Origin of the sequence: Clostridium sp. 2218st1_F5_2218SCRN_220325, assembly GCF_039062665.1 — a bacterium.
GTDB lineage: Bacteria > Bacillota > Clostridia > Peptostreptococcales > Peptostreptococcaceae > Intestinibacter.
Map to the genome: position 1 here is coordinate 1 of NZ_JBCLNH010000018.1, position 22,676 is coordinate 22,676.

Below are 22,676 nucleotides of genomic sequence, written 5' to 3' on the forward strand. Positions count from 1 at the left end.
AATTATAATTTATATAAATTTTTTAAGTTATTAAAAACACTAATTTTTTTAATATTTTTTATATTAAAAGACTCTTAGAGATTATTCTAAGAGCCTTACATAAATTATATATTTTTAAAGAAAAATACAACTTATTATAATATGTACAAATATACATAAGTATATATCTTTATATTTATATTTCATAAAACCTGTTGCCACTGCGATTAATATACCTAACCCCATTTTAGATGTTACTACGTCTATTGCAAATTTATCACTACTTATAACTTGTAGATTTTGACTTATGATATCCCAATATCCTAATATAAATAACACAGATATTATTGATATAACGATCCATGTTGTCTTTTGATTTTCTACAAATCCATTTACGTAATTCCATAAATACTGTCTAAATAATAATTCTTCATATACTGGTATAGCTATTGTTGCCAAACACATCATAAGTATTTCAGTAAATACATAATCTGTTTTTAGTAAAATTGTCAAAGCCAAACCTACTAACATAATACTAAATAATATTATTCTTATCTTTTTATTTTCATATTTATTGGCCATTTGTGTCAATCTATATCCCGCTGGATTAAATAAACTACTTCCTCTTAAAAAGAGAAAAACACTTATGCCCACTATCATAATCGATATTATATTTGCTATATTTAAATTTATAGCTGTAAAACTAAGTACACTCAATAATACGTTTTTTATAATTATTCTAGCAATTTGTAAAACAATTAATATTAAAAAACAATCTAATATATATTCTCTTTCCCTTATACTAATACTTTTTTTATCCAAATTTTATCACCCACGCTTCATAATACTATCTATTAATTATAGCATATTATAATCGTGAGTATACAAGAAAATCTAATCGTAAAAACCATTTAATACTCTACAAACTGTAGCTTTGCTCCAACATGTTTTTTGTGAAATCTCTCTATAGCTAAGACCTTCTGTTCTAAGCTCTTTTATAGATGCTATATCGCTATCTCTTATTTGTTTTTCTTTAGGTTTTAAATTACTTTTAACAGATTTTAATTCATCTATTTGTTTTTTTAATTCGTCTATTTCATTTTGCTTAGCTAATATTTTCTTTTCATATTCTGCTCTCATCTCATTAAATTCTTTAATATAATTTATTTTCCAATTTTCATCTGATTTTGTTTTAAATAAACCCATAAATAACATCCCCTTTTCATTAGTTTCTAAACTATAATTTCTTTAAATCATCAAAAAATCCTTGTTGTTTAGGGGTAAATTCATTCGTTATTTTCATTGAAATTTCAAGCATTTTCTTATATTATTTGTGTTTTATGTCTACTTTGTAGTCATTTTGTTTTTTTATGGGACTTAAATATTTATTGTAAATTAATATTTTGTGTTTCAATTAGTTTCTTCCTGTATTGAGTTGGACTTGTACTGTATTTTTTCCTAAATGCCTCACAGTAATAACTCGAACTATTAAATCCAACTTCTATAGCTATTTCTAAAATCGTTTTGTCGGTACTTAATAATAGATTTCTACTTCTATCAAGTCTATAGTCTATTAAATATTGATTTGGAGATTGTTTTAAAAGCTCTTTAAAAATTGCTGAACATTTACTTTTACAACAATTTCCCGAACTAGCTATATCAATTAATGCAATTTTTTTATTATAGTTTTTCTGGATAAACCCTATCATATCTTTTAATGTATTTAGTTTTAATGAATTGAAATTATGACTATTTACACATATATCTTTATTTCTAAATATTATTTCACATATTTCAAAAAATGATTGTTGGACTTTAAAGTAAATCAATTCATCATCTACAGATTGATACATATCTATTAGTAGATCTAATATTCTTTTTTGCCAACTTACTTCTTCTTTTAATATGATATATTCTAGTTCATTCTTATATAAAAGTGATTTTATATATTTATTTTCAAACCATTCATTTGCACATAAGATACTCGGATGCAATACTATACAGATAAACTTACATTCTTGTTTTTCATCTGAAAAACCATTATGAAGTTGTCTACTGTTTATAAAAAGTCCTTCTCCCTGTGATATTTCAATTCTCTCTCCATTTATCTCATATGACATTTTCCCTTCAAGTATAACAATAAACTCTAAATCATCATGCCAATGGCTAACAGCTTTATAGTCCATATATAATGACAGTATACCTGGCTTTATATATGCAGGAAAATTAGGATTGTTATACTCTACATTTTCTGATAAATCACTATTTATAGGAATTTGAATTGACACGTAATCCACCTCTTTTCCCTAATTTTGGAATATTGTTATATAATTATAACATATATCGACTGAATCTATCTAAAAGATAATATATATTTAAATAAGAGTAATCTCATGAAGATAGAATTTAATATTCAATATTTTGCTAATGTTGAATTTAATATTAAGATGAAAGGAATCAAGTTAAAATGAGTAAAATTTTGTTTATAGATGTTGATGGTACTTTAGTCGATTATGACAATAATATTCCACAATCAGCAGTTGAGGCTATTAAAATAGCGAGAAATAATGGGCATAAAGTATATATATGTACTGGTCGTAGTAAATCTGAAGTATATCAAGAATTATGGGATATAGGTCTTGATGGTATGATTGGCGGCAATGGAAGTTATGTAGAAGACAATAATAATGTAGTTATGCATAATACAATAACATATGAACAATGTAAACATATAGTAGATTGGCTACATAATAAAAAATTAGAGTTCTACTTAGAAAGTAATAGCGGTCTTTATGCTAGTGAAAACTTTGAAACTGTAGGCCAACCAGTAATTCAGGAATATAGCAATAGAAAAGGCAATCTTTCTAATTCACTTACTGTTAGAGAGGCATTTCCAGATATGCTATTTGACGGTGAATTGTATAGAGATGATGTAAATAAAGTTAGTTTTATACTTAATAGCTACCAAGATCATTTAGATTCTATAGATGAATTTCCAGATTTAAATCCTGGTACTTGGGGTGGAAAAGGTGAAATTGCACTTTTTGGAGATTTAGGTGTAAAAAATATTAATAAAGCTAGTGCCATATCAAGTCTACTTGACTACCTTGGTGCTGATATAAAAGATACTATAGCATTTGGAGATGCTAATGTGGACATACCTATGTTAGAACATTGTAATATAGGTGTTGCTATGGGAAGTGGCGGTCAAAAAATAAAAGAGATGGCCGATATAGTTACAGATGATGTTGAAAAAGATGGATTATATAAAGCATTTAAAACCCTAAACCTAATTTAATCTATGTTATTTAAATATAAAATCATAAACAAACACAAAAACACCTATAACTAATAGCATAGGTGTTTTATTTTTATATTAAATTTTTAAGACGAACTATGCTGTAATAAGTCGTAATGTGCCTTTTGTATGTGCCAAAAATAGATCGATTATCTTTCCACTAAGAGTAGATGCAATCATTGAATAGAAAATAGCGTCTGCTGATAGATAACTTAGAGATAATAAAAGTATTACTCCATCCATTAAAATATAAACTTTAGTCACACTTAAAGATGTTGTCTTTGCGATTACTAATGCTAATGCATCATCTCCTCCTGATGAACACCCTGTATTGACTATTATTCCGCATCCAACTCCCACAAATATACCACCTAATATTGCATTAATTAAGCTGTTGTTTATTGAAGGTAATATTGGGCCTATATTTTCAAATATTCCATATGTTACTGAAAATGCAAAAGATGCGAATAATGAATATAAGAAAAATTCTTTTCCAAAAATCTTATATCCAATTAATAATAAACTAAAATCAATTATTATACTCGCCATTGATGGATGTATTCCAAATAGATTTTTTAGAAGTAATAAAAATCCTAATGCTCCACCTTCTGTAATATGATTTAAAAAATAAAAATTGTAAAATCCAAAAGATAGTATTATTGTCCCAAACAATATAAATCCTATCTTTTCTATCATCTGCCGACTACTCATTTTGTTACCACCTTTCTCCTTCCAACGAGGAAATTGATTATTATTTATTGTAATAGTTTTAATTAGAAAAATTATTAATTTTATTAAATATCACTTTGTAGTCTAGTGTGATTTTAACTATATATTTCGTTTTTCTAATTATCTATATTTATATTATATATAATAAAATCCGATATGTATACCTCACTTTTGCAAACTTAAAATTATACAATTTTTTTTAATTTTTTTCAATGATTTTTTTGTTTTTTATTATGTTTATTTATGCATTAAAATAAAACCTAGTATTTTCAATGTATTGAAGCACATCCTCTAATCAAAAAGTTTAGATTAGCTACTTTTCAAATTTAGTATTTATAAATTTGTGTTTATATTAATTTTTTATTAGTTTAGAAATACTATCCTAATTTTTAGCGTTATATGGTTATAATATATATAATTTAATAAGTTATTATGTTATATTGTTAAGGTAGATTTATTTGAAAGAGGTATGATTATGAATTTTAAAGATTTAAAAATAAGCGATGAATTAATAGATACACTTAAGAAAAATGGGATAAAGACACCAACACCTATCCAAGAAGAAAGTATACTTCTTATAAAAAATAATAAAGATATACTTGCTCAATCTCAAACTGGTACAGGAAAAACTCTTGCTTTCTTAATACCTGTTTTTGATTCTATATCTGCTAAAAATGAAAATATACAAGCACTTATCTTAGCCCCTACTAGAGAGCTTGCTATACAAATATATAATGAAGCAGAAAAATTAAATAAAGATAAAAATATAAATATATTAGCTGCTTATGGTGGTAAAGATATAAAATCACAACTTAACAAGCTAAAAAGAAATATACAATTAGTTATAGCTACTCCTGGACGTCTTTTAGACCATTTAGACAGAAAATCAATCGATTTAAGCAAATTAAATACTCTTGTGCTTGATGAAGCTGACCAAATGATACTTATGGGGTTCAAAAACGAAATCGAGGCAATCATAAAAGAAACTAATAAAAAACGTCAAACACTTTGTTTCTCTGCAACACTTGATTCACAAGTTAAGAAACTAGCTTATAGATATATGAAAGACCCAGTTGAGGTAACTATCAAATCTAAAGAAATAACTTTAGATACTATAAAACAAGAAGTTGTTGAAACTACAGATAGACATAAACAAGAAGCCTTATGTAAAGTTTTAGATGAAGATAATCCATTTATGGCTATAATATTCTGTAGAACAAAAAGAAGAGTTGATGCACTAGATGAGGCTCTTGCAGTAAAAGGATATAATTGTGAAAAACTACATAGTGATATCCCACAAGCAAAACGTGAGAGAATTATAAAATCATTTAGAAAAGCTGACTTACAATATCTAATAGCTACAGATGTTGCTTCTAGAGGTCTAGATATAACAGGAATTACACATATATACAACTATGATATTCCAGAGACTAGTGAAGATTATATCCACAGAATCGGTAGAACTGGTAGAATAGGTAATGATGGATATACATGTATGTTTGTCGATCCAAAAAACTCTAAAACACTTGAAAAAATTGAAAGCGATATAAAATATCAAATACCAAGAAGATTAGTTGAATTAGATAAATAATATCTTATATAAGTAAAACTCCTATCAATAAAAATTTATTAATAGGAGTTTTTATTTTAAATTTATGTTTATACTAAATCAAGTAAATCTTCTATTTTTTCAATTTTGTATTTATATTCTTCTACATTTCCAAAACCATAACTAGCATATATAAATTCTAGTCCAGCTTCTTTTGTTGCATTTGCATCTCCTTGAGTATCGCCTACATAAACTGGATTTTTTAAATTATTTCTTTTTGCTATTAATTTGATATTGTCAGATTTTACAGTTTCAGGCTTTTTAGGATGTTCATAATCTTCAAAGTACTTATCTAAATTATAATAATTTAAAAATGCCTCAATATAACCTGTTTGACAGTTACTTACTATAAATAATCTATATTTTTTAGAAAGATTTTCAAGAGTATCTTCTAAATTATCAAATAATCTTGCTCCGTATTTAGCTAGATATTCATTTTCATGTTTACAAGCTTCAGCTAGTATTTCTGTTCTTTTTTCTTTAGGTATATCTGGGAATAATATATCTTCTATTTCATCTATAGTTTTTCCCATTAAATCATTTATTTCTTGAAAACTTACATCTTGCCTTTTATAATCATATTGTTTTATTATTTCACTCCAAGAATCTGCAACTTCTTTTCTTGAATCCCATAGTGTTCCGTCTAAGTCAAATATTATACTATCGATATCTTTAAAATTTTTCGTCATACAAATTTCTCCCATTTAATATTATAATTTAACAACAATTAATAATACCTTAATGATAGCAGTAAGTGTATTATTTTTACAAGCATATTTGATTAATAAATATAATTTAAAGTTTTTATTTTGTTATCTTCTCTAAAATTAATTTTTCAAGATTTTGCTCAAAAACTGTATTTTGATATTTATCTCTTTTCTTAGGTCCTTTTAATCTAGCTCCACTATTTCTCATTTTTTTAGATATATATCTTGAAAATAATAGTTCTTCTATATTTTCGTCTGTATAAACCATGCCATTTTGGTTTATTGCATATGAATTTCTGCTTAGTACTAATGATGCAAGACCATAATCTTGTGTAATTACTATATCTCCATTTTGTAAGTTTTTCAAAATAGCAAAATCAACAGCATCAACACCTTTTGATATCACAACTACCTTTACGTTTTTATTATCAAAATAATGCGATGTATCGCAAAATATTATAGATTCTAATTTAAATTTATTTGATATTTTTATACATTCATCTATTACTGGACATCCATCTCCATCTATCAATATTCTCATTTTCTCTCCTTAATATGATAAATATAATTTCCTTAGAATTAAAAAAGAGGATATTCACCTATTAGGCAATATCCCCTTTTTAATATTATACAGCTTGTTCTTGGTCCTCGTCATTGTCAAATTGAGAGTTATATAAGTTAGTATAGAATCCATCTTGAGCTAATAACTCTTCATGTGTTCCTTGTTCTATTATATCTCCATCTTTCATAACTAATATTAAGTCTGCATTTCTTATTGTAGATAATCTATGTGCTATTATGAAACTTGTTCTGTTTTCCATTAGATTATCCATCGCTTTTTGAATTAATACTTCTGTTCTTGTATCAACTGAACTTGTAGCTTCGTCTAATATTAGTATTTCTGGGTCCGCAAGTATTGCACGAGCTATTGTAAGTAATTGTTTCTGACCTTGTGAAACATTACTTGCTTCTTCATTTAATACCATATCATATCCTGATGGTAGAGTTTTTATGAAGTGATCTACGTGAGCTGCTTTAGCAGCTTGTTTTACTTGCTCATCTGTAGCATCTAATTTTCCGTATTTTATATTGTCTTTTATAGAACCACTAAATAACCATGTATCTTGTAAAACCATACCGAAATGAGTTCTAAGTTCTTGTCTATTGTAGTCTTTTATATTTTTACCATCTACATATATTGCACCACTATTCACATCATAGAACCTCATAAGTAATTTAATTATAGTAGTCTTACCAGCTCCTGTTGGACCTACTATAGCTATTTTTTGACCTGGTTTAACCTTAGCATTAAAGTCTTTTATTATTACTTTATTTTCATCATATCCAAATCTAACATGGTCAAATACTACTTCTCCATCATGTCTACTAACCTTAACAGAATCATTTTCTGTAATTGGTTCCTCTTCTTCTGCTAAGAATTCAAATATTCTCTCTGCAGATGCTGCTGTTGATTGTAATTGATTTGATATCTGTGCAATTTGATTTAATGGTTGATTAAATTGTCTTACATATTGGATAAATGATTGTATATCCCCAACTTCGATATAATTTTTAATTACTAAAAATCCTCCTAATATTGATATTAATACATATCCTAAGTTACCAACAAAACTCATTAAAGGTTGCATTAAACCTGATAAGAATTGTGATTTCCAAGCTGATTGATATAATTTTTCGTTAGTTACATCAAATTTTTCTATAGCATCACCTTGACCGTTAAATGCTTGAACAACTAAGTGACCACCATATAATTCTTCTACTTGACCATTTACATTTCCTAAAAATGCTTGTTGTTGTGCGAAGAATTTTTGAGATCTTTTTATTATCATTGATATTACAAACATCCCAATTGGTATTATTACAAGTGCTGCAACCGTCATAACACCACTTATTGTAAGCATCATTATAAATACACCAACTAAAGTAGTTACTGCTGTTATTATTTGAGTTAAACTTTGATTTAAACTTTGTGCTAAAGTGTCTATATCATTTGTAAATCTAGATAATACTTCACCATTTGTAGTTTTATCAAAATAACTCATTGGCAATCTATTTATTTTTTTAGAAAGCTCATCTCTCAAGTTATACGCTAATTTTTGAGATATACCACTCATTATAAAGCCTTGTATAAAAGAAAGTATCGCACTTACTAAATATAAACCTACTAAAGTTAATAAGATTATTTTTATTCTGTCAAAGTTTATTCCATCTCCACCAGAGATTTTACCTATTAATCCATTAAATATCTCTGTTGTCGCTTTTCCCAAAACTTTAGGCCCTATTACTGAGAATGCAACACTACCTATAGCAAATATAAATACTGCTATAATAGCATAAGTATATTTACCCAAATAAGACATTAATTTTTTCATAGTACCTTTAAAGTCTTTTGCTTTTTCGCCAGGCATCATTCCACGGCCATGTCCCATAGGTCCACGTCCAGGTCCTCTTCTATTATCATTACTCATTTTCTAGCTCCTCCTTTGAAAGTTGTGATAAAGCAATTTCTTTATATACTTCACAATTCTTTAGAAGTTGTTTATGATTTCCTATTCCAACAACTTTACCTTCATCTAGAACTACTATTTGCTCAGCATGAAGTATAGTACTTATTCTTTGAGCTACTATTAAAACAGTCGCATCTCCTGTTTCTTCTTTTAATGCTTTACGTAGTTTTGCATCAGTCTTGAAGTCAAGTGCAGAGAAACTATCGTCAAATATATATATTTCTGGTTCTTTAGCAATTGCTCTTGCAATAGATAATCTTTGTTTTTGACCACCTGATACATTTGAACCACCTTGTGATATTGGAGTTTCATATCTATCTGGTTTAGAGTCTATAAATTCTGTAGCTTGAGCTACTCTTGATGCAGTTTCTACTAAATCTTCACCTGCATTTTTATTTCCGTATTTTATGTTAGATTCTATTGTTCCACTGAATAATACACCTTTTTGAGGTACATAACCTATTTTTTCTCTTAAATCGTGTATTGAAGCATTTTTTATGTTTATTCCATCTACTTTTATTTCACCTTCAGTTACATCGTAGAATCTAGGTATTAAGTTTATTAGAGTTGATTTACCACTACCTGTACTTCCTATAAAGGCTGTTGTTTGGCCTGGTTTTGCTATAAATGAAATATCGTGAAGTATTTTTTCATCAGCATCAGGGTATTTAAATGATACATTTTTAAACTCTACTAAACCTTTTTTATCATCATCAAATTTTTCAACATTTTCAACTTCTTTTATTGATATATCAGTTGTTAATACCTCATCTATACGATTTGCAGATACTGCTGCTCTAGGCATCATAACTGATATCATTGATATCATTAAGAATGACATTACTATTTGCATAGTATATTGGATAAACGCCATCATATCCCCAACTTGCATATTTCCTAAATCTATATTTTTGGCACCAACCCAAACTATTAATATAGAAATTAAGTTCATTATAAGCATCATAGCTGGCATCATACATGACATCATTCTATTTACAAACATATTTACTTTTGTTAAATCTTTATTTGCTACGTCAAATCTATCTTCTTCAAATTTTTCGTTGCTGAATGCACGAATAACTCCAAGTCCTGTAAGTATTTCTCTTGTTACTAAGTTTAATCTATCTACAAGATTTTGTAGTTTTTTGAATCTAGGCATTACAACAGTAAACATTACTAAAACTATACCAAATACACATACTACTCCAAGAGCTATAATCCAACTCATTGAAAGATTTGTACTTAGTGCTTTTATAATCCCTCCGATAGCCATAAATGGTGCGAAGAATACCATTCTAAGCATCATAACCATCATCTGTTGTATTTGTTGTATATCATTTGTACTACGAGTTATAAGTGATGCAGTTGAAAACTCACTAATTTCTTTTTTAGAGAAATTCATAACTTTTTTGAATGTCATAGCACGTAAGTTTTTACCTAATGTAGCTGCTACTCTAGCCGCCATAAATCCAACTGTTACAGAGCATATTACACTTATTACTGTTAAACCTATCATTTTTAGCCCAGTCATAAATATATAATTCATTTGAAGACTGTCTAAATCAACACCCATTGCTTTATATTCAGCTTTAACAAATGTTATTGCTCCTTGGTCTAACATTGTCTCTGGTAGATTAACAAATTGTTTATCTATTTGAGATAATATATCTTCTTTTGCATCGTTAGGCATTGCATTTATATATGCAAATATATCAAATTCCCCATCTTTATCCATAAACTTCGCCATTTGGCTTGGATCCATGTTTGTTTGGTTAGCACTTGGCGCTAACTTAGACGTCATAGAGTCTGAAAGTTTATTTCCTTCTGAACTGTTTTCTATATTGTAAACTAGTAACATTGGTTTTGCTAATATATCACTAAGTTTTTCTATAGTTTCTTTATTTTTTGTATTTAATATATATAAAGATTCATCTTTTATAGCTGGATAATCATCTTTATATTTGTTAAATTCATCTTCACTTAAACTGTCCTTATTAATTAATTTGTAGTTATCTAGGACTTTGTTTTTATCGCTATCACTCATGAAAGTTGTTAACTTATCCATCTCACTTTCTCTGATAGCTTTTATAGTGGCATTTTCTATACCTGATTGTTGTATACCAACGTTTACTATATTTGAAGTATATGTTGGTAATGATAATTCTGTAGTAGCCTGTAATGCTAATAATATTAATATTGTTAAAATAGCTACCCAAGACTGTTTCAAATACTTAAATAATTTTGTCATAGCCAATCCTTTCTTAAAATGATTTTAATTTTATAATTTATTAAAAATTATAATTTAGTTTAATATATATCAATAAAATTTCAATTCTATGCCTTTAGAATTTTATTTAATAATATTAATTTTTATTTAGATCTTCCATTATGTCGCTTAATTTATTAAGTAAGTATACAAGTGTTTCTGTATCTTCTTTACCTAATTTACTTATTACTAAATTTGTGTAATCAACCATTTCTTTATGGTGTTTTTCAAGTAAATCAATACCTTTTTGTGTTAAATCAATATAAGTAATTCTTCTATCTTTTTTATCAGATAGTCTAATTATGTATCCTTTATCTTCTAAGTTATTTAGCATTTTTGAAGTTGCAGGTTTTTTCATAAACATGCAATTACTTATATCAGATGTTTTAACTCCTAGGGAATCTTTATCTTCATCCATTTTTAATTTGTAGATAATTCTTAATGCCATAAACTCCCCTGCATATAAATCTTTTAATTTAATATTTCCATGTGATTGTCTTTTTAATCGCATTATAACATCGAAAAGCTCTTTATTTATTTCTATATTATCACACAATTTTTTCATCTCCCTTAACTTAAATTTACTCTTTCAATTTTTTCTTTTATAAATAGTTTCCTTATTCAACTATTTATTATATCAACCTTTTTTGTTTTGTCAATATTATTATACTTACTTTATAAAAGATTATTATTTTTAAACCATTATTTTTTCTATATTTTAAATGCTTTTAAAAGATTTTGTATTTTTTTGTTTTTTATTTTTAATTCTAAATTTTTATGCAAAATTCTATTTTTATAGCTATAATTAATTATGTACATATTTAATTATTTTTATTTTACAGGGGGGATAACTATGGATAAATTTAAATTTGAATGTTTTTATTATCCTATTATTGAACATGGAGATGTTGTAAGAACGACTCGAAATGTTAGATCATTTGAATTTGGAGAAAAAGTTCCTACAAAAACTTTATATTATAATTATGGACAAAATTTTGCTATTTACCAAGGTTCTAGAATAATGGTAGTTGAAGATGGAATCTTAAAAGGCGAAATAACAAAAGATGATTTAAAATTTCCATTAAAACTCGTTTTTGACAAAGGTACTCAATTAACAATATTCAATAAAGAAGATTTAAAATCAGTAAGACTTTTAATGAATGGGGAACATGAAATTGAAAAAGAATTAGGGGCTTTATTCTTTTTATCTAGAGTATTAAATAGAAAAATAAAAACTATTCAATATAAAATTATGAGTGATTTAACTAACAGCTCTAGAGATACTGATTATATTAATACTTCAATAGAAGAACAAACTAAAGACTTGATAAGCGAGTTACAAATAGTAGAAAGAAAATTTAGAGATTTAGTTGTTAAAAATCCTGATATAAAAGAAAAATATTTAGATTACATGAATTTTGGAACTAAAGAAGATATGTTTGATTTATCAATAAATAAATACTGTGTGGAAGGCTCTGAACAATATGAATATTTCAAAGTTGAAAGCAAAGTATTAAAAGCTAAACCAATATATCCAAAATTCAAATTAGACCATTTTATGAGCTCTATGAATTATAATTAATTTAATATATAAAATTTACTGCGTTCATGAGCAGTCGACTTCTGCCGTTGCTTTAAATAATAAGTTAGAAATTATAAAAGTAGGATATATAAAAATATTTTTAATATATCCTACTTCATTTTGTATTTTATATATCTAATTTTACATTATAAAACTTCATCCAGTTATTTAATTGGATTAAATATGCTATAACTTGAGGACCTGTCATTAATTGACCGTACCAAGGTTCTTTGAAAGATTTGCCCCCAGTATCAACTATATTTGATACAAAATCATAATCAATAATTTGATGTATTGGAGACGATCTGTCTTCTAATATTTTTTTAAGCATATTACTTACTTCTCTTGTATATTCTGGATTATGTGTCTTTGGATATGGACTTTTCTTTCTATCTATAATCTCATCTGGAACTATACCTCGTACAGCTTCACGAAGCAATCCCTTTTCTCTTCCATGTAGTAATTTTATATCTTTTGGAAAATTAAAAGCATATTGTACTAATCTTTTATCTGCATATGGTACTCTTCCTTCTAATGAATTAGACATTGTCATTCTGTCTTTTCTATTTATTAAAGTTAACATTTGATATTTTATATTGAGATAAGTAAGTTCTCTAATAATTCTATCATCATGACTTTCTTTTGGTAATTTATCTATTTTATTTATGCTGTCTCTACAAGTTTGTTTTACATATTCTTCAATAGGTAGGTCTTTTAGACTTGGTTTTAAAATGTTTTTTCTATATTCTATTGAATTTGCCCAAGGAAATATCTCTATAGAGTCGTATTCTCTTGTAAACCAAGGATACCCTCCAAAAACTTCATCTGCACATTCTCCTGATAAAGCTACAGTCGCATATTTTCTTACTTCTTTTGCAAATAAATACAGTGATGAATCTACATCAGCCATTCCTGGCAAATCAGCTGCTTTAGTTGCATCATCTAAAGCATGTGCTAAGTCGATATTATTTAATACTATATTGTGATGATTACTACCCAAAAATTCTACCATTCTTTTTACATATTCAGGGTCAGAATTTGGCTCATATAAATTCTTTTTGAAATATTTTTCATTATCTTTATAATCAATAGAAAATGTGTTTAATACCCCTAATCCATCTTTTTTAAATTTATCAAAGGCAACTGATGAAATCACGCTTGAGTCAAGTCCACCTGATAAAAAAGTGCAGACAGGAACATCGCTTACTAATTGATTTTCAATGATTTCAACTAGCATCTCTCTTACTTTTTTCTTGGTTGTATCTATATCATCTTCATGCTCCATAGTCTCTAATTTCCAATATTCATTTAAGTTAATACCTCTTTTATTAAATAGTAAATAATGTGCTGGTGGAATTTCTTTTATATCTTTAAATATTGCTCCATTTAATGTACGCGCCGGTCCCAAAGATATAAGCTCAATCAGTCCATCCCTATCTACTATAGAATCAATATATGGGTGTTTTAATAACGCCTTTATTTCTGAAGCAAATATCAAATTTCCATCTATATAGGAATAAAAAAGTGGCTTTATTCCTAATTGATCTCTACATAAAAATAATTCTTGATTGTATTCATCACATATTCCAAATGCAAAAATTCCATTAAGATAATCTGCACATTTTTGCCCATATTCTATATAAGATGTCAATAAAACTTCCGTATCACTATATGAATCAAATTTGTATCCTTTAGAAATTAAATCCGCTCTAACTTCTTCTGTATTATAAAGTTCTCCATTATAACAAATAGTATATTCTTTATTATTAATTATTTTTGTCATTGGTTGCATCCCACCTGTTGGGTCTACTATTATAAGTCTTCTATGACCCATAAGTGCATGGTTATAAGTCTTTAATCCAGCCGAATCTGGACCTCTTAACTTTAGTGTATCAATCATTTCATCCATTATATCGGAGTAATCTCTTATATTATTTTTGAGGTTAGACCATCCTACAATACCACACATAATATAGCCTCCTTTTTTAAAGATATATTACTATATGAAATATATAGAATTATTGTCTAATTAAAATGTATTTTTTATGAATAAATAAATCTTAATAAATAAACAAATCTTTATTTTAAATGTTCTTAAATATATATATTTTTTTCTACTTACAAAAATGATTTTTTCACAATAAAAAGCAGTCATAAAATATTTTATGACTGCTTTTTATTTATAGTTAATGCTTTTTATAAATCTTGTATTTCAAATCCAGCTGCATTCATCTCAGCTTTTAATTTTGCTATATGTTCATGGTCAAATGTTTCAAGTATAAATTCTGCAACTTGCTTACCGATTACTCCACCTGAAGATAATCTTGTTTGGTTAGCACTAAGTATATTAGCATTAGATTTGCTTATTATACTTATTAATTCTAAGAATCCTCCTGGTTTATCAGTCATAGTAGCGCTAAATGAATAACGTCTACCTTGTGATGCAAGTCCTACTCCTATTACTCTATATAAAGTATTTACGTCTACATTTCCCCCAGATATTACGCATACTACGTTTTCATCTTGTTTTGGTTGATATTTTCCTGATAATAAAGCTGCTGTAGTTACTGCCCCTGCTCCTTCTGCAACAACTTTTTGATGTTCCATTAAGAATAATATTCCTTGTGCTATTTCTTCTTCTGATACTGTTATTATTTCATCTACTAGTTCATTTATTATATCGAAAGTTAAACTTCCTGGAGTTTTTACTGCTATACCATCAGCTATAGTAGCTCCATTAAATGCAGTAGTTACTTTTCCATTTTCTTTTGATACTTTCATTGATGGTATATTATCTGTTTGAACACCTATTATTTTTACATTTGGGTTTAATCCTTTTGCAGCTACAGCTACACCAGATATTATTCCACCTCCACCAATTGGACATAATATTGTATCAACATTTCCATCTAATTGTTTAAATATTTCAAGACCTATTGTTCCTTGTCCTGCTATTACATATTCATCATCGAATGGATGAAGGAAAGTAGCTCCTGTTTCTTTTTGTATTTCAACAGCTTTTGCATATGCATCATCATAAACTAATCCATTTAATACAACTTCTGCACCATATGATTTAGTTGCTGTTACTTTTGCAAGTGGAGCTGTTTCTGGCATAACTATAGTAGATTTTATTCCAGTCATTTTTGCACCTAATGCAACACCTTGAGCGTGATTTCCTGCACTAGAAGCTATTACGCCTTTAGCTTTTTCTTCATCTGTTAAATTTGCTATTTTATTGCAAGCCCCTCTTATTTTGAATGAACCTGTTTTTTGTAGATTTTCACATTTATAATAAACGTTTGCATTAAGCTTAACACTAAGTTCTTTGCTTTCTTGTAATGGTGTTTCCTTAACTATATATTCTAATACTTTTTCTGCTTTTTTTACATCTTCAAGATTTACTTTTAACATTTCTTGCACCGTCTTTCTCTAAAATATTTGACTATAATAACATAATAAGCTTTTCCCCACTTACTGTTATCTTTAAATATTTATTATATAAGCCCTTATAAATCATTCTTATATAATTTTCAAATAATACCCTCTTAAATTAATTTTTATTTTAAGTTTCCATATAAAATATTTTTTATATAAAGGTTTTCCTGTTCAGAAAACATTTTCAATATCATTATATAATATTTTATTTTTTGTGCAATGGTATTTTTTAATTTTGTAATATTGAGTATTTTCAGTCTATTCTTTTAATTTTTTTATTGTACATATCCTATCTTATATTTTATATAGGGTTATTTTATTTTATACACCCTCAAGAAAACGATACCCCTGAATAATTTAATTATAGTTTTTTATAATTTTATTAAAAATTTTATTTTATTTTAATTTCGTTCACTATTTTCTGTATCATTTTTATTAGTTTTATCAATTTTATCTATTTTTACACTAACAACTCTAAATTTATCTAACTCTAATACTTTAAATTTATATCCCGAAAAATTTACACTTTGGTCGACTTTGATATCCATTCCTAGCATAAAAAACATCCAACCGCCAATACTGTCAAATCCATTTTTTTCGATTTCTATTCCTAATTCTTTATTAATCTCAGTAATAGTAGCTGTTCCCTGTACAATATAAGATCCATCATCTAATTTATCAATATCTAGTTCTTCATTTTCATCAAATTCATCTTGTATTTCACCGACAATTTCTTCTAGTATATCTTCTACCGTTATAATGCCAGATGTTCCACCATATTCATCTACTACAACAGCCATTTGAACTCTATCTTTTCTAAGCTTTTCTAGTACTCTACTTGTCAGCTCACTTTCAGATACATAAGTTATTTTTCTCAATATTTTAGTTAAATCAATTTTATTTTCAATTAATTTTTGATTATACAAATCTCTAATATGTATAAAACCTAATAAATCATCTTTATCTTTTCCACAAACAGGATATCTAGTGTATCCTTCTTCTCTTATTAAATTAAATATATAGTCCTCATCATCATCTAAATTTATGCATATCATATCTGTTCTCGGAACTAAAACTTCTCTTATTTGTTTTTCCTCAAAACTAAATATATTATCCACAAATCCTTTTTTATATATACCATATTTATAATTTTCGTTATCTTTTGTAATTACTGAAAAACTATCTTGCTTAGATGAATTTTCTTGTAAAATATCAAAATCGTCTCCCTGAAAAATTCTGCATATTTTGTATGATATAAAATCTATAATTACTGAAAATGGTCTTATAAATGCATAAATAATTGTTAAAAATATCGAATTTCTAAGAAGTATCTTTTTAGGATTTTTTATTGATAACCCTCTTGGAATATAAAAGCCTATTATAGCTTCTAACACACTTGCTCCTAATAAAATTAATATAAATACAATGTCTTCTAAAGTATAATTTGTAATTTTGTATTCTATAAGTATAAATTGACATATTTTATATAGAATTAATCCTATGCTCATAATACAAACTATTATTGAAAATTGGCATACTGATAAAAATTCTTTTTCTTTTGCTTTAATTTTTTTACATCTGTTTAATGCTAAATTACTTTTACTCTCAATTTCTTGTAGATCATTATTATTTATTTTAGATAGAGAATATCTACACTGTACAAAAAATATATTTATAATTGTTAAAACTAAAATTGAAATTAATAATACTGATATCTCCATATTAAATTATGTGCCCCCTTACACAATGCTGAAACTTAATCTAGTTTATATTATAACATATACATTGTATACATTAGACCATAAATTGTAAAAAATGTAAAAATTCACTACATTCATGGCGTCAACGACTTCGTCCGTTGCTTTAGTTAATAGGTTGGAAATTATACATTATCTACAAACCCAATAATGTATAATTTCCTTAGAATTAAAAAAACACCCTAAATTGTAGGGTGCTATTTTTTGATTAATAATATTTATTTGTAAAGTTTATTTATTTGTAAATTCAATTAAGGCATCTCTTAAAAACTCTGCCATTCCTTTTCTATTATCGTCATAATACTTTTTAAATCTTTCATCTTGAGTATATATTTCACCTAAATTTCTATGTGCTTCTTTAGAGTAAAAGTTCCATGTATAACTAAGCCATTTTTTGTGAAGTTCACATGCCTTCATAGCCAATTTTCCTTTAGAATCTCCTTCATCCATAGCTAAATTCAATGTATCTATTATTTCTTTTTCTAGTTGTTTAAAGTTATTATAGTCTTCTTGAGTCATACCCATTATTTTTGCATTAGATTTATCTATTGTATTTTCTCCATATTTTTTTCTTATTTCACTTCCGTATATTTCTTCATTTTTATCAATTAATTCTTTTTTAAATCCTTCAAACTTATCTTTATTTTCCATTTTATAACCCCTCTCTTTACTTTTAATTGTCTTTTCTACATTATTTATCAATAAATCGATCATCTGTCTTTTTTTAAGCAGATTTTCTTTATGATTATATAAGGCTTCTAATATATCAAATGATGGTGATGATAAAATATCTTTTATAGTTTTTAGGTCTAATCCCAATTCTTTATAAAAAAGTATTTGTTGAAGTAAATCAACTTCATTATCACTATAAATTCTATATCCTGAATCTGATATTTTCGCTGGTTTTAAAATATCTATTTCATCATAGTATCTCAAAGTTCTAGTAGTTATACCTGCTATTTCACTTAAATCCTTTATAGAATACTCCATATATTTTCCTCCTTAAAATTTTGATTTATTGATTATAGTTAGATTATATAAATTTACGTAACGTCAAGGTCAAGTATTTTTCTGAAAAAAAATAACATTACTTAGATAAAAAATCTAAGTAATGTTATTTTATATAAAGATATTGCATTTTAGGGCTTTTTTACACCACATCAAACTAATAATAAATTTGATATGTTTCAAGGAAGATTTTCCTAGGCTTTCAAATTCTCCTAAAAAATCAACTCACATATTTATTATTGTACATAATTTCCATAAAGTCAATATTTGTTTGCTATATCAAGCCTTTAAATATTTCTTCATTGATTTTATTCATTAAATTATCTGTTGATTTTAAAGGTGTTACCATCAATCCATCTGGTATGTATACAAATTTTGGTTTATTTGGTTTTAATATACCACCTAGTAATTGTCCGACATTTCCCTCTCTATACAATTCATTGACATCATTTAATTCTAATCTTATATCATCTATACATTTAAATCCAAAATCTTTTTCATATATTTTTGAAAGTATTGTTGGTATCTTCCAGTTAGGAACTTCTACATTTTCTCTCATAGCTGGGCTTACTCTCTGTAGTCTTCTTTCTGTATTAGTAAATGTACCAAATGTACTAGCAAAACTTGTCGCAGGAAGGACAACATCTGCACTTAGTGCAGTTTTTGTCATATGAGTATCAGATACCATCAAGAATTCTAGTGATGATAAATCGACATCTGGGTCTTCTCCAAAACATAATAGACCTTTTACACTATTTAATGCTTCTCTGCCATCTGTTACTCCAAGATCTATTAATCCTTGAGAGTTACACTTAGGTTTAACTTGTAATATACCATCTCTTGGAGAGCCTATATGACCTGAAAGAATAGCTATTTCCCCTATTAAACTAGCTATATCTGTACTAACCATATTTTGTTGGAATACTATCATAGCTTTTTTGGCATCTGCATATATCTGTGCAATTTCTCTTATTTCATCCGATACTTCTATATTTTCAAGTGATGATTTAAATGCATCAAAGCCTTCTATATCAGAAGTTTTACCCATATCTATTAAAGCTTTTGCTATTTCTTTTATTTTTGATATTTCGTTACTTGTATATACAGTTTTTGCATCAAATCCATAGTTTGATATTTTATATTCACTTGGATTTATAAATAGTAATTTTGCTCCATTTTTAGCAGCTTTCTTTAATTTTATACCAAGTATAGGATTGTTTTCTGGTTTAAATCCTATAGCTAATATAACATCTGTTGCCAGTAATTCATCCATGCTGTTTGGAGATGCATTAACTCCCAATACTTTTTCAAGTCCGCTTTTTCTATGATTAAAGCACAGTGTTTTTACATTTAATTGATCTGCTAATTTTTTAATCGCATAAGCTTCTTCATTGGTATATCTATCAGATATAGATATAGCTACTGCATCTTTGCCAAATTTACTTCTTATAACTTCTACTTTTTTAGCTATTATAGTAAGTGCATCTCTATATTTACATTCTTCTAATTTTCCGTTTATTTTAATATATGGTTTTTTAAGTCTGTCGTCATCTATTGCACTGTCAAATGCCCACTTCCCTCTACCGCATATCAATCCTTCATTTACATGACCTTCTTTATTTGGTTCTGATTTTATAAGAAGATTTCCATATGTCTTTAATTCTATTTTGCATCCAACTGAGCAATATGAACATGTAGTGACAGTAGTTTCTTTTTGAAGAGGTACATTTTTCTTTAAGTTAGTTTTTTCTTGTAGTGCACCTGTTGGACAAACTGACACACATTGACCACAAGATATACAAGATGTTTCTTCTAGACCTTGTTCTAAAGCTGGCTTAACCTCTGTATCAAAACCTCTTGAAACAAGACCTAATGCACCAACACCCATAACTTCATCACATGTTCTTACACATAATCCACATAAGATACATTTATTCATATCTCTTAATATGTATGGATGGCTGTCTTCTATTGGTAAAACTACTTTTTCACCTTCTAATCTTTCTGGCTCAACATCATAAATATTAGCATAATCTATTAATTTACATTCGTGGAACTTTTGACATCCACATTCTAAACATCTTCTAGCTTCATCTTTAGCTTGTTTCTCAGTAAGCCCCTCAGTTATCTCAAGGAAGTGCTCTTTTCTTTCTTTTGGACCATATTCTTTAATTTTAGGTCTATATTTTCTTTCTCTATCTTCAAAAGATAATTCTGTTAAATCATGTCTTTCATGGACATAAGGCTTTTTATATTTTAATTCTTTACCATATAAATATGCATCTATAGACTCTGCCGCTTTTTTTGCATCTGCTATTGATTCTACTGCTATAGAAACTTTATCATTACCACAATCCCCACATGCAAATACACCTTTAGTTGCAGTCATATAAGTAGATGGGTCATATACTAATGAATTTTTTCTTGTTTTCTCAATTCCATCAAATAACTTAGAATCTACTTGTTGACCTATTGCTATTATAACTGTATCTACATCTAAAACTTTTGTTTGACCTTCAACAGGAACTGGTCTTCTTCTGCCTCTCTCGTCAGGTTCGCCAAGTTTCATAACTTGAAGTTCTATTTTACTTACTCTGCCATCTTCACCAGGAATTATGCCGATTGGATTAGTTAAATTTTCAAATCTAACCCCTTCTTCTTGTGCTTCTCTTATTTCCATCTCATCTGCTGGCATTTCTTTTATTGTTCTTCTATATATGTTGTAGACTTTTTTTGCACCCATTCTGACAGCAGTTCTACATGCATCCATTGCAACATTACCACCGCCGACTACAGCAACACTTTCACCTAAATTTATAGTTTTGCTTTTCGCGATTTTTTCAAGGAAGTCTATACCACCCATAACACCAGGTATGTCAGAACCTTTGCAGTTTAGTCCTATTGATGACCATGCACCAATTGTTATAAGTACTGCATCATATTTATTTTTTATAGCTTCAAATGATAAATCTACACCAACTTTTGTGTTAGTTTGCATCTTAACACCCATTTTAGCTATTAAATCTATTTCCTTTTGTAGTATTTCTTTTGGCAATCTGTATTCAGGTATTCCATAACGAAGCATTCCCCCTAATTTAGGCATTGCATCTATTATAGTAACATCATGCCCTTTTTGTGCAAGGAAATAACTCGCTGATAAACCTGCAGGTCCGCCACCTATTATTGCAACGCTCTTACCTGTTGGTTTTGATATTTCTGGTATATATGGATCATCTGAGTTTAAATCTCTATCTCCAACAAATCTCTTTAATTCTTTTATTGATATTGATTCTTCAACTAATCCCCTTCTACAGTCTGATTCACAAGGGTGTGGACAGACTCTTCCTATTGATGCTGGTAGAGGTATCTTATCTTTTACTAATTTTAAAGCTGCCTTGTGAAGTCCATTAGCAATTAGCCCTACATATCCTTGGCAATCAGTATTTGCTGGACATCCTAGAGAACAAGGAGCCTTACAATCTCCATTGTGATTTGATAGTAATAATTCTAAATTTGTTTTTCTAGATTCTCTGACTCTCTCTGTATCAGTTTTTATTATCATATTTTGTGCTATTTCAGTTGCACATGCTTTAAATAATTTTGGGCTACCTTCTACTTCAACTACACAAATTCCACATGAACCATATATCTCAGCTCTCTCATCATAACAAAGTGTAGGAATAAATATGTTATTTTCTTTTGCAACTTCCAAAATAGTCTGTCCTGGAAGACCTAAAACTTCTCTGTCATCTATATTTAATCTTATTTTATTCAT

At 27.6% G+C, this 22,676-nt stretch carries 17 protein-coding genes; 3 read left to right on the forward strand and 14 right to left on the reverse strand.

The window, feature by feature from the left end; all coding sequences use genetic code 11:
• Nucleotides 1-114: 114 nt before the first annotated feature.
• The 3 genes from ABCM86_RS10715 to ABCM86_RS10725 all read right to left on the reverse strand — a co-directional run bounded on the left by ABCM86_RS10715 (nucleotide 115) and on the right by ABCM86_RS10725 (nucleotide 2,267).
• Nucleotides 115-801, reverse strand: a complete 687-nt coding sequence (locus ABCM86_RS10715) for a CPBP family glutamic-type intramembrane protease (protein ID WP_343003981.1) — start codon at nucleotides 799-801, stop codon at nucleotides 115-117.
• Between the two features lie 72 nt (nucleotides 802-873).
• Nucleotides 874-1,185, reverse strand: a complete 312-nt coding sequence (locus tag ABCM86_RS10720) for a DNA-binding protein (protein WP_195930970.1) — start codon at nucleotides 1,183-1,185, stop codon at nucleotides 874-876.
• Nucleotides 1,186-1,364: 179 nt separating this feature from the next.
• Entirely contained in the window at nucleotides 1,365-2,267 is a 903-nt protein-coding gene (locus ABCM86_RS10725) for an AraC family transcriptional regulator (RefSeq protein WP_343003982.1), read from the reverse strand.
• Between the two features lie 179 nt (nucleotides 2,268-2,446).
• On the opposite strand from ABCM86_RS10725, the gene ABCM86_RS10730 reads away from it, so the two are divergent.
• The gene (locus ABCM86_RS10730) at nucleotides 2,447-3,277 is read left to right on the forward strand and encodes a Cof-type HAD-IIB family hydrolase (RefSeq protein WP_295733183.1); all 831 of its coding nucleotides are present in this window, start codon (nucleotides 2,447-2,449) and stop codon (nucleotides 3,275-3,277) included.
• Nucleotides 3,278-3,373: 96 nt separating this feature from the next.
• On the opposite strand, the gene ABCM86_RS10735 is transcribed toward ABCM86_RS10730, so the two are convergent.
• Entirely contained in the window at nucleotides 3,374-3,988 is a 615-nt protein-coding gene (locus ABCM86_RS10735; protein WP_343003983.1) for a YitT family protein, read from the reverse strand.
• A gap of 493 nt (nucleotides 3,989-4,481) precedes the next feature.
• Here ABCM86_RS10735 and ABCM86_RS10740 point away from each other — a divergent pair, with 493 nt between their 5' ends.
• Nucleotides 4,482-5,597 (forward strand): DEAD/DEAH box helicase, encoded by a 1,116-nt coding sequence (locus ABCM86_RS10740; RefSeq protein WP_195930966.1) that lies wholly within the window; start codon nucleotides 4,482-4,484, stop codon nucleotides 5,595-5,597.
• Nucleotides 5,598-5,665: 68 nt separating this feature from the next.
• On the opposite strand, the gene ABCM86_RS10745 is transcribed toward ABCM86_RS10740, so the two are convergent.
• The 5 genes from ABCM86_RS10745 to ABCM86_RS10765 all read right to left on the reverse strand — a co-directional run bounded on the left by ABCM86_RS10745 (nucleotide 5,666) and on the right by ABCM86_RS10765 (nucleotide 11,681).
• Complete coding sequence (locus tag ABCM86_RS10745; RefSeq protein ID WP_243269595.1) at nucleotides 5,666-6,304, reverse strand: HAD family hydrolase; 639 nt, start codon at nucleotides 6,302-6,304, stop codon at nucleotides 5,666-5,668.
• 115 nt (nucleotides 6,305-6,419) lie between these two features.
• Nucleotides 6,420-6,863 carry a YaiI/YqxD family protein gene (locus ABCM86_RS10750; protein WP_295675341.1) on the reverse strand — a complete coding sequence of 148 codons (444 nt, stop codon included), beginning with the start codon at nucleotides 6,861-6,863 and terminating at the stop codon, nucleotides 6,420-6,422.
• An 85-nt stretch (nucleotides 6,864-6,948) separates the two neighbouring features.
• Nucleotides 6,949-8,811 (reverse strand): ABC transporter ATP-binding protein, encoded by a 1,863-nt coding sequence (locus ABCM86_RS10755; RefSeq protein WP_343003984.1) that lies wholly within the window; start codon nucleotides 8,809-8,811, stop codon nucleotides 6,949-6,951.
• The gene (locus tag ABCM86_RS10760) at nucleotides 8,804-11,098 is read right to left on the reverse strand and encodes an ABC transporter ATP-binding protein (protein WP_343003985.1); all 2,295 of its coding nucleotides are present in this window, start codon (nucleotides 11,096-11,098) and stop codon (nucleotides 8,804-8,806) included. The genes ABCM86_RS10755 and ABCM86_RS10760 overlap by 8 nt, the downstream gene beginning before the upstream one ends.
• A gap of 115 nt (nucleotides 11,099-11,213) precedes the next feature.
• A complete protein-coding gene (locus tag ABCM86_RS10765; RefSeq protein ID WP_343003986.1) occupies nucleotides 11,214-11,681 on the reverse strand; it encodes a MarR family transcriptional regulator in 468 nt (155 codons plus the stop codon).
• A gap of 288 nt (nucleotides 11,682-11,969) precedes the next feature.
• On the opposite strand from ABCM86_RS10765, the gene ABCM86_RS10770 reads away from it, so the two are divergent.
• Nucleotides 11,970-12,698 (forward strand): hypothetical protein, encoded by a 729-nt coding sequence (locus tag ABCM86_RS10770; protein WP_295675347.1) that lies wholly within the window; start codon nucleotides 11,970-11,972, stop codon nucleotides 12,696-12,698.
• Between the two features lie 127 nt (nucleotides 12,699-12,825).
• On the opposite strand, the gene asnB is transcribed toward ABCM86_RS10770, so the two are convergent.
• The 5 genes from asnB to ABCM86_RS10795 form a co-directional block, all read right to left on the reverse strand.
• A complete protein-coding gene (asnB, locus tag ABCM86_RS10775) occupies nucleotides 12,826-14,667 on the reverse strand; it encodes an asparagine synthase (glutamine-hydrolyzing) (RefSeq protein WP_343003987.1) in 1,842 nt (613 codons plus the stop codon).
• A gap of 227 nt (nucleotides 14,668-14,894) precedes the next feature.
• Entirely contained in the window at nucleotides 14,895-16,112 is a 1,218-nt protein-coding gene (ilvA, locus tag ABCM86_RS10780; RefSeq protein WP_295675351.1) for a threonine ammonia-lyase, read from the reverse strand.
• Between the two features lie 425 nt (nucleotides 16,113-16,537).
• On the reverse strand, nucleotides 16,538-17,857 hold the full coding sequence (locus ABCM86_RS10785; protein ID WP_343003989.1) for a hemolysin family protein: 1,320 nt from the start codon (nucleotides 17,855-17,857) through the stop codon (nucleotides 16,538-16,540).
• Nucleotides 17,858-18,124: 267 nt separating this feature from the next.
• Nucleotides 18,125-18,883: a MerR family transcriptional regulator gene (locus ABCM86_RS10790; protein ID WP_307994023.1), complete on the reverse strand. Its 759-nt coding sequence runs from the start codon at nucleotides 18,881-18,883 to the stop codon at nucleotides 18,125-18,127.
• A gap of 292 nt (nucleotides 18,884-19,175) precedes the next feature.
• Nucleotides 19,176-22,676 (reverse strand): FAD-dependent oxidoreductase, encoded by a 3,501-nt coding sequence (locus ABCM86_RS10795; RefSeq protein ID WP_343003990.1) that lies wholly within the window; start codon nucleotides 22,674-22,676, stop codon nucleotides 19,176-19,178.